This window comes from Methylovirgula sp. 4M-Z18 (genome assembly GCF_037890675.1).
Lineage (GTDB): Bacteria > Pseudomonadota > Alphaproteobacteria > Rhizobiales > Beijerinckiaceae > 4M-Z18.
The window spans coordinates 168,890-181,383 of record NZ_CP149574.1 but is presented as its reverse complement, the minus strand read 5'-3'; the positions used below and the strand labels follow the sequence as shown (position 1 = coordinate 181,383).

Genomic DNA, 12,494 nt, shown 5'->3' with positions numbered 1-12,494 from the left:
ACAGCCACCCTAAGCCCCGCACCTACAGAACAGCCGCGACGAAGATAGCGCCAACCATCGCGGCATAGAACAGGCTCAAGCGATCCTTCAGGGCAAAGGCAACCGGATCATCGTCCAACTGGCCTCTGTGACACAGCAGCCAAATCCGCGATAACCACAGAAACATGATGACGGCGATCCCCCAAAGCAGTTCGGGATGTGCATAGAAGCCGAACGGAAACGCGTCTTCAATGAGGTAAATAACCAGAACGAGCACCGCCGCGATCATCGCCGCGACGCCCATCGTCAGCACAAGCGGACCATCGCTGGCCCTATAACCGCGGCCCGGCATGAACTCTTCGCCGCGCATGAGCAGGCGCGCAATCTCAGTCTGTCGTTTCGCAAGGGAAAGCGACAAGAAAATAAAGATCGAGAAGACGAATAACCACGGCGAAAACCTAACGTTCGTGGCAACAACTCCAAGACCAAGACGCAAAGTATACAGCGCCGAGAGAATAAAAACGTCGACAATCGGCTCGCGCTTCAGCCAGAAAGTGTAAACAAGACTAGCGGCTAAATAAATTGCCAGTATTTCGACGCATCCCCACCCGGCAATGAGTGCCGTCGCCGCCGCCCCCAGGCAACATATGACTATGAGCTTTCTGCCATCGGCGACAGACAATTCGCCGCTTGCAAGCGGCCGGCGCCGTTTTGACCAGTGCTGTCGGTCGACCTGCAGATCCCGAATATCGTTCATGAGGTAAACGGCGGACGCAAGCAGGCTAAAGGCCCCGAAAGCTTCGATCGCATGAAGCCATACGTTGGCTTCGGTCGACCGTCCGCCGAGAACCAATGGGACAAATATGAGAAGATTCTTGGCCCACTGGTGTGCCCTCATCGCCCGCCACAGGACAGCGGTTCTGAGTGCGCGTCGGGAAATGGTTATCATCACCTCGGTAGGTTCCTTCCCCTCGGCAGCCGCGCTTGGCCTTTACCCCAACGTCCTTTCGGAATCCCGCTGACCACAATCATTGCATCGGCGATTGTTTATATTGGCTTATATTGACGCGCATGACACGCACCCATATCGACGATGGCAAGTGATTTGCTGGCAAGCTTCTCGCTGCTTTGCGACGAGCCCGCGATCGAATCGTCAATAACGATCACAGCCACCGCCCACCTGATTTTGCATCATTTTCTCGGCACAAACACGCATACGCGCGTCAGCCATAAGACTGACGCGCGTACCCCCGCCCTCTGCACCTGCTTTGCGAGCGACATTAGTTCGCGCTGGTCAAACCGTTATTCACCGACGCCCATTCGGAGGAAACCCACCCACCAACCGCAAGAATCGTCAAAATGACGCCGGTGATCAGGATGGTAATCAATACGGTATATTCCACGAGCGAGGCGCCGCATTCGTCCCCATGTACGCCCTTTAGCAGCACCAAAAATCTGGACAAGATGTTATCCCCCCGCCAAACGAAGTCCCGACGCTTTCATTCAAGCGTCGCGACGCGCCATACCGACAATTACCCCACACCACCAACCTGTTTCTGAACACCGGCAGTCCCGGATCAGCACAACATTGATCAAGCGGCGGCAGCTCAGTTCGTGGACGAGATCCCCGAACTGAGAGCTGCCCATTGGGCGGAAATCCATCCCCCTACGGTAACGATCGTTGCAATAACGGCGACGAGCAAGATGCCAAGCAATACGGTATATTCCACAAGCGCGGCACCGCTTTCGTCCCGATATGCGTCTTCGAGAAATATCAAGAATCTGGACACGATCGGCCCCCCGATCAAAGCGAGATTCTCGGCGCTCTTGCTCAAGCGCCGTGACGACCCATACCGACAATCATCACCACACAACCAGCACTTTCCTCAACACCGGAAACCCCGGAATCAAGAGAGTGCTGATCGAGCGTTGGCAACTTAGTTGGTAGACGAGATACCAGAGCTGAGAGCTGCCCACTTGGCGGAAATCCACCCGCCGACCGTAACGATCGTTGCGATCACGGCCACCAGAAGAATGCCGAGCAGCACAGTGTATTCCACCAGTGCGGCACCATCTTCATCTTTTCCAAGCTTATTCAGAATCGCTACTGCTTTCGACATATTATCCCCCTATCGGATTGGCCCCAGAAAAAAGCCTAACATATCCTTAGCTATTGAACTCTTTTAACGATAGACCCTTCAAATTCTTTTTCTTTTCCCCTGCCCTCATTTCGACGCGGCAAGCGCACGTACGAAATTAAAAATCGGAGCAACTATTGAGCGGCGTTCCAAAGAATCTGCGCATAGTTGCCGGATGCGAAAGTAAAAATAAGCGCTCCCGCCACGACCGGCGCAAGTGGCATCCACGTTCCCCGGTCACTTTGATCGACGCTTGCCCACCCCAGTTTTACGCTCCCCATATAGATACCGACGCCAATCAGCATGAAAACCGCAAAATTCACCGCCAACCACGGACCTGTCCATAGAAACGCCACCGCCAGCAACTTGACATCCCCGCCCCCCATCAGCCGCTGCGCATAAGCCCACAACATCCCGGCAAACACGACGAGCGCAAACCCGGTGTGCCACAATGCATCGCCCAAACGGCCCGCAGCAAGGACATAAAGAAAGTAGAGGACACCCAATATCAAAACCAATTGGTTGGGTATCTTGCGCTGCCGCAAATCCGTCATAGCAGCCCAAACGAGAGTCCAACCGGCAACCAGGAGTATGGACCGAGCGACAAATAGCTGCGGCAAATATGGCCCCCTAATTGCAATATATTGATAAGAGTAGCGCGGTTTGATTTGATTGGGAAGTAATTCTTTTGGGGGTTTCTGTGTATCCTTAACGACAAACACCGGGACCTTGCCGCCTTGAACATAGCCCCGCAGAGATGCCATCCTGACGCGAACCATCGGAGCACTGGGGTGCTCTTTCATTCGCCCGAGTTTCGGCCATGTCGCCGCCTATTCTAGCCTTCATCTACACGCATCGCCGTGCAGTAGCGGCCGGCCTGCTGCTATGGAGCGCCTTTATTCTCTGGCGCACTGTTGCGGAGCCACTTTTGGCGTCCCGGCGTGTCGATCGGCTCTTCGAGAGTTTGCACCGCGACCCCGTCTTAATCGACGCGCTGCGCGAGCAAAACGCCCGGCTGGCAGACAAGGATCGGGATTGGGCCGAGGCACAAGATGCGGCATGGCACGCAGAACGCCTCAATGGCACCGGGCCTCTGCAAAACGCCGCCATGGCGACGCCGGCATCCCAGCACTTGCGCGCTTTGGTTTTTGCAAGCGGCACGCTAGTCAGCCATGCCTTTCTCATCGACGCAAAAGGGCGGATGACCGCCGAACCTTTTCCCTCAGCCAACTTTTGGCAATATCCCAAGCCGAAATTCCAATATACGTTCCCAAAAGGGGAAGGCGCGCGCGATACAAGCTGGATCGAGCGCTCCTGGGACGGGTCGCACCCCGTCTGCTGGCGCTCGGAAACCATGACTGACCCCCAAACGGGCCAACCCATCGGGGTGCTCGCGCTCGAAGTGAATGACGAGATCGTCGGCCATTTTGGCTGCCGGGAGGCGCCGCTGCATAGCGACTACGAACGAGCAACCAATCACGTTGAAACACTTGGCGTCAATGCCCGCTAGAGCATTTTGCGTTCTTTCAGAATCGCAAAATTGCTCTCCATCTTTGTTTTGTCGCATTTTCGCTACGCGGACCTGTGGTTCCCAACCGAAAAGTCGTCCAACTTCTCTGGAAAATGCTCTAGGTCTTGGAGACTTGGCGCGGCTTGCCTACTTCGGCCGGCGGTGCCACGGCCCTGCCCTTGGCGCGAACCAAGCGCCACGCCTTGACGAATGGCAGGAAATATAAGGCGCGCACAGAGTGATACTCCGGCTCCTCGCGCCCATTCATGCCGATTTCGAACTCTTCCCGCTGATCCACCGCATAGAGCGTGCCAAACATGCCGTCCCAAATCGCGAACATGAACCCGAGATTCTTGTCCCAGTGGCGTTCCGCTTTCGAATGGTGGAGTTGGTGGTGCGCCGGCGAGACGAAGAGGCGCCCCAGCCAGCCCTTGTAAGGCAGCCAGATATGAGAATGGCGCAGATGGAAACCGGCCGCGTAGAAAATCGACGTCAATATATTGAGTTGCAAAACGCCAAACATCTGTGGCTGCGGCGCAAGCAAGTAATAGCAGACCCCGCTCGCGATTCCGCCCAGAACACCGCCAAGGAGGCCTGTGAAAATATCGTCCAGCGGGTGCATACGCCCCGCCGTGAAGGGGGTCAGCACCTCGGCAGAATGATGCACCTTATGGAATTCCCAAAGGATTGGCACCTTATGCATCAGATAATGGCCGAGCCAGAGGCCGAAATCTATTGCCAGGATCCAGATGAGCGTCGTCGACAGCGTCGCAAGCCAAACCGGCAATGCAAGCTCCGGCGACTTTGCGATCGCCCCCAGACCCTGGACGGTTCCGCTCTGAGCCCAGCTACTGACCACGACAAGCTCAGAAAAAACGAGTACAAACAGCAGCTTATTCAATGCAAAATAATAATAGTCGGCAATTGCAGATTTATGCGCATAGATCTTTTTGGGAAACAAATGACGCCACAGCCCTTGTGCCAAAACGTCAGGGTCGCGCCGCGCTTCCCATAGAAAGACGGCGAAGGCGATCAGAAACGAGCAGACGAGGTAAAGCGCGAACCAACGGTCCAGCGGATCGGCGAACATGTCGACGAAACGCGGCACCGGATTGAGACCTGATAGGGCGTCGAACATGTCAGCGGTCCAAACTGGCCAGCGGGAATACGGACGGTGCATAAGCTCAACCGCCCTTGAAAAGCGGCACGGAACCCCAAAGATGTCAAGTCTCCAAAAAGTCAACATTGACATGGTTTTTCAACAGCTTTATTTCACACATAGTAGAGCAATGTCGTGATTCGGGGGGCCGTGCCGACATTTAGCCCCTAAATGCGGTGGACCGATGCGGGCAGGCAACTTACTCGTGTTGCTTTTAGCAATCGTTATGGGCGGAGTGGCCGCATTCATGGCGCGCGACTGGCTGATCAGCCATACGACCGCCGCTGCTGCACCGGAGGACATGGCCACCGTCGTGGTAGCGAGCGAGCCGATTAAGTTCGGTGGAACGCTAGGACCGGACAATCTCACCGAAGTGCCCTGGCCGGCGAGATCAGTGCCCGAAAATACGTTCGCCCATGTTAAAGACCTCACGAAGGATGGCAGCCGCGTAGCACTGGCCTCTTTCGTTCGCAACGAGCCGATCGTCGCCGGCAAAGTCACCCTGCCCGGACAGCGCGCCTCCCTTTCGACGACAATCGAAACGGGCAAGCGGGCGGTCGCCATCGCAGTGGATGACGTGCGCGGCGTGGCAGGCTTTATCTTTCCTGGCGACTATGTAGACGTGGTGCTGACCCGCTCCAACAATGGCAATGACGAGCAAAAGGATTTCTCGGAAGTCATTTTGCAGCACGTGAAGGTTCTTGCTATCGATCAATCCGCTTCGGACCGGCCGGAAAAGCCGACGATCGCGAAAGCGGTGACCGTCGAGGTCACGTCCGAGCAGGCCCTCAAGGTTCTGTTGGCATCCAATTCCGGTCGGCTGTCGCTGATCCTGCGCCACGCGGCGGAAGAGCCCAATGAACCAAATCTAAAAGTGACCCAGGGCGATCTCTTTACCGACGCGGCCACGCCGCCGCTTCCCGTAGAGCAACCCGTTGCAGCCGCGCCGCCGCCGCCACCACCGCCAACTCCGGTCGCAGCAGAGGCACCGCAGCCATCACCCGCTCCGGTCGCAGCAACGGCACCCTCGCCGCCGCCCCAGCCCGCGGCCTTGCCTGAACTGCCAGCAGCGGCCTCCGTAAATTTGCCTGCAGCTCCTTTGGAGTCGGAGGTGAGCCGTGCCGCAGCCGAGCCCGTAACACGGAAGGTGACGATCGTGCGAGGGATGAACAGAGTTGATTACGACGTTTTGAAACAGCCTTGATGTTGAAACCAACGGTGCTGATGCGCGTAAGCTGTACATGTATCGGTAAATAATACACAGTGTCAGGGCGCCGGGTCGCGCGCGCGATGCGATAAAGGCAAAGAAAATGGGGGCAGAATGTGGGGCCATCGAATTGAACCCAGAACAGCTCTGGGTTTAGGAGCGACAAAAGCGAGAGGTTTGCGTACCCGCTGGGCCGTACCGGTATTGACGGCTGCCTGCGTGTCAATGACTTGCCTCGTCGCCGTCGTCCCGAATGCCGCTGCACAACAGCCTGCCGGGCAAGCGCAATCGGAAACGCGGCCAGCGGTTTCGAGTCAGACGAAAGTCACGGTCCGGGCGATGCCGGTAAAAATGTCGGCGCCGCCAGCCAATGCGGATGACGACAGCGGGCCGGAGCCCGCGACGATGATTTCGACTGAAACCGGCGAAGTTCGCCAAGTCTCTGTCGTCCTCAACAAATCGCGCACGATCAAATTGAACCGTCCCTTCTCGACCGCCGTCGTCGGCCAACCCGAGATTGCCGACGTGATGCCGTTGACCGACTCTTCCATCTATATCCAGGGCAAGAAGGCCGGGACCACCAACGTCTCGATCTACGATCCGAAACAGAAGCTGATTGCGGTTCTTGACCTGAGTGTCGTGCCGGATACGGCGGGTTTGCACAGCAAGATCCAGGCGAGCACCGGTGGCCAGAATATCCATGTCAGCAGCGCCAATGGTGAGGTCGTGCTGAGCGGCGAGGCGGCGGATGCGGTCGCGGCGACCCGCGCCCTCGCCGTCGCCAAGGGCCTCTCGCCCGATTCGCCGGTGGTCGACGCGATGCAAGTCGCACCGACGCAGCAAGTCATGCTCAAGGTGCGGTTCCTGGAGGCGACCCGCGATGCCGGCCGCGACTTGGGTGTGAACTGGCTGGGGGCCGGGAAAAGAAGCAGCTTCTCAACCGGCTTGGGTTCTATAACCAATTCGACAACGTCGGGTCCGCTGGGCAGCGGCACCGACATATCAGGGACATTTGCCGGCGCGGCCACAGCCGCCCAACCTTTTGGGTCGCTGCTGGCGAGCGTGGTCAATTCCAAGAACCTCAAAATCGACGCCGTCATCACGGCGCTCGAATCGAAAGGCTTGGTGAAGCGTTTGGCGGAGCCCGATCTGATCGCCCTTTCCGGCGACACGGCGAGCTTCCTGGCAGGCGGCGAAATACCCATCCCGGTCGCCCAGAACAACAGCAACGGCGGTACGCCGACTGTGACGGTCGAATACAAGCCATTTGGTGTGCAATTGACCTTCATGCCGACGGTGCGATCGGATGGCATCATCAATTTGCGCCTAGCGCCGTCGGTGAGCGAAATCGACACGACCAATTCGGTTCAGTTCAACGGCTTTACTGTACCGACCCTGGTCAAACGCGAGGCCCGTACCACCGTGGAACTGCGCGACGGGCAGAGCTTCGCGATCGCGGGATTGCTGCAATCGGATAACGAGGCCGACATTTCGCAATTGCCTTGGCTCGGCTCGCTGCCTGTTCTCGGCGCCCTGTTCCGCTCCACGAGCTATCAGAAACATGAAACCGACCTTGTGATCATCGTGACGCCCCATCTCGTCAAGCCGGCCGCCCCAGGCACGGACCTGGCGACGCCCTACGATCAGTCTCTGCAAGGCAACGATGTGGATCTGTTTCTGAATGGGCAGCCCGAACGCAAAAAAGCGTTTTCCGACTATGTCACGGCGGGCGGCGAAGTGCAGGGTCCATACGGCGACATCGTCGACGCGCCCGCCACATATGTCAAAAAGAAAGGCCAGTGATGACGCGCGCGGTTCTTCTTCTTGCCTGCATGGCGTCATTGGCCGGCTGCGCCGACAATCCCCTGTTCGACGACCCATCCGGTCAATATCTGGATCGGATTCACACCGTCACACCCACGGCCGGGAATGCGATGAAAGCCAATGAGGTCGCGCAGGTGAACGATCCATGGCCCCGTTATGTGCACAACACGCGTATCCCGGGGGATAGCGCGCGGCTGACCAAGGCGATCGAACGGTACGAGAACCCGGATCTGCTGAAAAATGCGCCGCCGCCTATCGAGCCGATTTACGGGGGGTCGATCGGTGTGAAATCGGGCGGCGGCGGCTAAGCACTTATCCGCCGTCGTATAGCTCAAGACTCTCGCCCCGTCTGAGGGGAGGCGGAAGAATATGTGGAGTCAGGATAAGCCTTCGCCCACGAAGCGGCGGATTCCGCCCGAGCACCGCGGCGCGCGTGCCGCACGCATATGGGGAGGCTTTGCCGAAAGTGCTCGGGCGTTCGGCAAGGACACGCGCGGCGTCATCCTGCCCTATGTGACCGTCATGCTCTCCGTGATCGTCGGCGTGTCGGTCCTGGCATTGGACGGCGCGCGCTACACGTCGCTGCAAACACAGTTGCAAAAGGGCACGGACGCGCTCGCCATTGCGGGTGCGGCCGAACTAAACGGCCTTCCCGACGCGATCACGCGCGCCACGGCGGCGATCAACAATACGAGTGCAAACTGGGTCTCGAATTCCAGTATTTTCGGCAGCGCCGCGAATGCCAATGTCAACATCACGAGCATCACATTCTATAGCGGTCTCCCGGCAGGCACCGTCAACCCGATCCCCGCGAGCTATGTGACCACGGACCCGACCAAGGCACAGTATGTGCAGGTCACAGCGACGCCGACGACGATGACAACGATCTTGCCGGCATCGTTTTTCGGCGGGGCCACGTCCCTGACCACCAGCGCAACGGCGGTCGCAGGCCTGGGCGAGACGATCTGCGGTTCGCAGCCCATCTTCGTCTGCAACCCGTTCGAGACGAGCGGGATGACTTATTCGCAGGCAACGCAAGCCTTGCTGGATGCCGAGACCACGCTCGTTGGGCATCAGGTGCAGATCACGGCCTCCGCGGGAAGCTCCTATTCTCCGGGCAATTACGGCTGGCTTCAGCCCGATGTGCAAGGCACCAGCAACGAGACCTGCGGTCCGGGGGGACAGGCGACAGGCCAGGAACTCGCGGTCGGCGTTCCGGACAGTTGCACCAACGCGCGCTCGGTGAATCTGACGACCGGCGTCAAGACGCCAACCAACGACGCGCTCAACATCCGTTTCGATATTTACACCAACTCGTGGAAGAAATGCAGCAGCGATCCGAATTACGCCCCCGATCAGAACGTGCGCAAAGGCTATACCGGCAACGGCTGTAACGCGAGCGCCAACGGACCGTGGCCGCCGGGCTATACGGGCAAATCGCCCTACAGCGACCAGGCCGCCGCCGCGGAGCCGCTGGACAATTGCATCCTGGCGGGCACTTGCGGATCCAACCCCTATGGCGACGGCAATTGGGTGTGCGGCGATATTACCAGCGCGACGACGGCAACCAGTGTCGACGTGTCGGCGGGAAAAACGTCGACCATCACGCTCACGTTCGGCTCGACCACCGGGATTTTCACGGGCATGGGTGTCAACAGTACCCTCTTTCCGACGGACACCTATGTATCGGCAACGACATCGACAACAGTGACGCTCTCGAATCCTAATTCAAGCTTGGCCACCGTGGCCCTTGTCCCCTCCGGCACGTCGATTACCTTTGCCGGCTACTGGAGTACGGCACATCCGAACGCCGCGATGCCGACCGGATGCCAGGGCTCACCCTATTCCTCCATCACGCGCAACGCCGTCTATAATTACGAGATCGCCAATAGCCTCGTCGGCAATGCGTCGGCGGGCGGGGAGAGCGGCACGCCGTCATGCAGTTCGTCCACGCCGGATACGACAGGCCTACGCCGCATGCTCACCGTGCCGATCATCAACTGCCAAAGCAGCCCCGTGTCGATGAACGGAGCCGCTACCGGCGTCCCCGTCGTGAGCTATGGCAAGATCTTCATGACCCAGCCAGCGCCGAGCAATACATCAACTTTCGCCTACGGCGAATTTCTCGGACTTGTCCAGCCGGGTTCTGCCGGTCAGGGTAATTTGGTACAGTCAGTGCAACTCTACCGGTGAGCGGATGATCAGGATGAAGCGCCTGCTTTCTTTTTGGCACGACGAGCGCGGGACAGCCGTCGTCGAAGGCGCGATCGTGATTCCGGTCCTGATGACCTTGCTGTTCGGTGTGTATGAATTTTCCTGGTATTTCTATCAGCAGCAATTGATCACGACCGGCATTCACGACGGCGCGCGCTATCTCGCCCGCACCGACGACGCAACCAATGCCACCAATCAAGCCAATGCCAAAAGTATCGCCACCACCGGCGCCATCAGCGGCGGCACGGCGCGCCTCAACGGATGGACCTCGGCGAATGTCACGATCACCATACATAGCGACACGAATACCGGCAGCTCCACGCCGTGCGGCTCGTCCGCCTGCTACGGCAATTCGAGCGCTATTCAGGTGGTGGTCCTCTCGACCAGTTTTACCGATCCCGGCTTGGGCTTTTTCGGCTTCCTCGGCTTGACCGCCCCGACTATCCGCGTCTCCCATGCCGAGCGCGTCATGAACGACAGCGCCCCAGCCCTATAGCATAGGAGAAGACAGAACGGGTCAGTTGACGAAGTTTTGGGCTGAAAATTTAACCTTTCAGATGACCCGGACCGGCTTGCTTCGAACATACGTTACAATATCATTGCGAACACAAATGCGGAAATAGTCCCTTGAAGGCAAAAGAACTCATAGCGGAGACCGGCGGCAACGTGATTGTCGAAGCGACGGTGATGATGACAATGATTTTTGTCTTCGTCCTCGGCGGGATAGACTTCCTTTTCGCATTCTATCAATACAATTCCGCGGCAAAAGCGGTTGAATTGGGCGCCCGGATTGCGTCGGTCTGGGATCCTGTCGCGACCGGATTGAACAGTTTGAGCACCGCCGTCGTGACCAACAACACCGCGACCGCCGGCGATGAAATGCCGTCGTTCAGCGTGACGTGCAACGGCAGCACTGCCACGTGCACCTGCACGGGAACGTGTACAGGCGTGTCGGGCTATAATTCAGCCGCCATGAACACGATCGTTTACGGGCGCGGCAACAACGGCAGCTGCAATGCCCCGACCTCGCTTTATACCCTGGGCATGTGCTCGGTATTCTTTGGCGACACCGGCGCCCTTACCCCTGCGAATGTCATCGTGACCTACACCCAGACCGGACTTGGCTTTGCCGGAAGGCCGGGCGGACCTGTCCCGACGATCACGGTTCAATTGCAGAATGTGCCGTTTAAATTTTACTTTCTCGGCAGTCTCCTAAAATTTGGCAACGTCACCATGCCTCCCCTAACGACATCCGTAACGGGTGAATATTTGTCGTCGAGCGCACCTTCATGAAGGAACCAGCGTCTATTTTTCTTCTGAATGCCGGTATCGACGACGGACAGTTCAAGGATCTCGCGTCGCGTATTCAAGCGCGCCAAATCAAATTAACCGTCATCCAGAGCCTGGCCCCAATCAACGCTTTACGCCGCGGGGACAACCCCGTCTGGCTGCTTGTCGCCGCATCCTCCAGGGACCGGGCCGCTTTCCAGCGGGAGATCGCCGCCCTGACCCAATTGCCGGCCAGCGTCTTCTGCATCATGATCAGCGGCGAAATACCCGCGACCGACTACAAGGCGTTGCTGCAATCGGGACGCGCCGACTGGGTCCAGCTGGATACCGCGCCTCAGGACCTGGAACTCATTCTCCACACGCGCCGGGATCACTTCAGCACCCCTGCCGGAAAAGGCCCAACGGTCATTTCGCTGGTGCCCAGCGCCGGGGGCGTCGGCAACGCAACGATCGCCGCCGAACTTGCGATCAACCTGATCAGCCGCGGCAAGACCAAGAACCATCGCATCTGCATCATTGATCTGGATTTCCAGACAAGCCATATCTGCGACCATTTTGACCTGGAACCGCGCCTGAAGATCGATGAGATCGCCCATGAGCCAGAACGGCTCGACAGCCAGCTGTTGGACCTTTTCGCCAGTCGCCATACGTCCGGCGTCGACATTTTTGCCGTGCCGCGCAACAGATCGCAGCTCGCATCGATCGACCTGAACGTGCTCGATGCGCTGCTCGAATTGATCGCTCAAAAATACGATCTTATCCTGATTGACCATCCCGTCGGCTGGTCCAGTTGGACCGCCCACGTCCTTCAGGCCTCGCAGGACATACTCGTGACGGGTATCAACACGATTCCGGGCCTGCGGCAAATCGCGAACGTTCTCGAAGCTCTCCATGCGACACAGGCCTCGGCGTCGCGGATCGGAATAATCCTCAACCGCACCGAGATGACATTCCTGGGCAAGCCGGTTCAGCGCGATCATGTCGATGCGGTGTTCAGCAACGAGCGGGTATTTTATGTTCGCAACTCGCCCATGGCGGTGGAAAGCATCAATATCGGTCAGCCGATGAGCTTGCGGAGCAAGTCGCAGAAGACCGTGAAAGATATCGCTAAGGTCGCTGACTTTTGCCTGACCCAAAAGGGCGACGCCAAGTCATGAGGTGGGCGGTGAGATG

13 protein-coding genes are annotated in these 12,494 nt (G+C 58.1%); 8 read left to right on the top strand and 5 right to left on the bottom strand.

What is annotated here, in order from left to right; translation table 11 throughout:
- Window positions 1-22 precede the first annotated feature (22 nt).
- From V9T28_RS00755 to V9T28_RS00740, 4 genes are all read right to left on the bottom strand, one after another.
- The gene (locus tag V9T28_RS00755) at window positions 23-928 is read right to left on the bottom strand and encodes a UbiA family prenyltransferase (RefSeq protein WP_116402641.1); all 906 of its coding nucleotides are present in this window, start codon (window positions 926-928) and stop codon (window positions 23-25) included.
- Window positions 929-1,259: 331 nt separating this feature from the next.
- Window positions 1,260-1,442, bottom strand: a complete 183-nt coding sequence (locus V9T28_RS00750) for a Flp family type IVb pilin (RefSeq protein ID WP_245424236.1) — start codon at window positions 1,440-1,442, stop codon at window positions 1,260-1,262.
- A 474-nt stretch (window positions 1,443-1,916) separates the two neighbouring features.
- The gene (locus V9T28_RS00745; RefSeq protein WP_245424238.1) at window positions 1,917-2,099 is read right to left on the bottom strand and encodes a Flp family type IVb pilin; all 183 of its coding nucleotides are present in this window, start codon (window positions 2,097-2,099) and stop codon (window positions 1,917-1,919) included.
- A gap of 152 nt (window positions 2,100-2,251) precedes the next feature.
- Window positions 2,252-2,920, bottom strand: a complete 669-nt coding sequence (locus V9T28_RS00740; RefSeq protein ID WP_116402642.1) for an A24 family peptidase — start codon at window positions 2,918-2,920, stop codon at window positions 2,252-2,254.
- Between the two features lie 17 nt (window positions 2,921-2,937).
- Here V9T28_RS00740 and V9T28_RS00735 point away from each other — a divergent pair, with 17 nt between their 5' ends.
- The gene (locus tag V9T28_RS00735; protein ID WP_116402643.1) at window positions 2,938-3,627 is read left to right on the top strand and encodes a hypothetical protein; all 690 of its coding nucleotides are present in this window, start codon (window positions 2,938-2,940) and stop codon (window positions 3,625-3,627) included.
- Window positions 3,628-3,745: 118 nt separating this feature from the next.
- Here V9T28_RS00735 and V9T28_RS00730 read toward each other — a convergent pair whose 3' ends face one another.
- On the bottom strand, window positions 3,746-4,765 hold the full coding sequence (locus tag V9T28_RS00730) for a sterol desaturase family protein (protein WP_158554899.1): 1,020 nt from the start codon (window positions 4,763-4,765) through the stop codon (window positions 3,746-3,748).
- Between the two features lie 268 nt (window positions 4,766-5,033).
- On the opposite strand from V9T28_RS00730, the gene cpaB reads away from it, so the two are divergent.
- From cpaB to V9T28_RS00695, 7 genes are all read left to right on the top strand, one after another.
- Window positions 5,034-5,990 carry a Flp pilus assembly protein CpaB gene (gene cpaB, locus V9T28_RS00725; RefSeq protein WP_245424240.1) on the top strand — a complete coding sequence of 319 codons (957 nt, stop codon included), beginning with the start codon at window positions 5,034-5,036 and terminating at the stop codon, window positions 5,988-5,990.
- Window positions 5,991-6,218: 228 nt separating this feature from the next.
- Window positions 6,219-7,796 carry a type II and III secretion system protein family protein gene (locus tag V9T28_RS00720; RefSeq protein ID WP_245424246.1) on the top strand — a complete coding sequence of 526 codons (1,578 nt, stop codon included), beginning with the start codon at window positions 6,219-6,221 and terminating at the stop codon, window positions 7,794-7,796.
- Window positions 7,796-8,125: a hypothetical protein gene (locus V9T28_RS00715; protein ID WP_116402646.1), complete on the top strand. Its 330-nt coding sequence runs from the start codon at window positions 7,796-7,798 to the stop codon at window positions 8,123-8,125. Before V9T28_RS00720 ends, V9T28_RS00715 begins: the two co-directional genes overlap by 1 nt.
- A gap of 61 nt (window positions 8,126-8,186) precedes the next feature.
- Complete coding sequence (locus V9T28_RS00710; protein WP_116402647.1) at window positions 8,187-10,010, top strand: Tad domain-containing protein; 1,824 nt, start codon at window positions 8,187-8,189, stop codon at window positions 10,008-10,010.
- 13 nt (window positions 10,011-10,023) lie between these two features.
- Entirely contained in the window at window positions 10,024-10,527 is a 504-nt protein-coding gene (locus tag V9T28_RS00705) for a TadE/TadG family type IV pilus assembly protein (RefSeq protein ID WP_158554900.1), read from the top strand.
- A gap of 131 nt (window positions 10,528-10,658) precedes the next feature.
- On the top strand, window positions 10,659-11,324 hold the full coding sequence (locus V9T28_RS00700) for a TadE/TadG family type IV pilus assembly protein (protein WP_245424242.1): 666 nt from the start codon (window positions 10,659-10,661) through the stop codon (window positions 11,322-11,324).
- Window positions 11,321-12,478, top strand: a complete 1,158-nt coding sequence (locus tag V9T28_RS00695) for an AAA family ATPase (protein WP_116402649.1) — start codon at window positions 11,321-11,323, stop codon at window positions 12,476-12,478. The genes V9T28_RS00700 and V9T28_RS00695 overlap by 4 nt, the downstream gene beginning before the upstream one ends.
- Window positions 12,479-12,494: the final 16 nt, after the last annotated feature.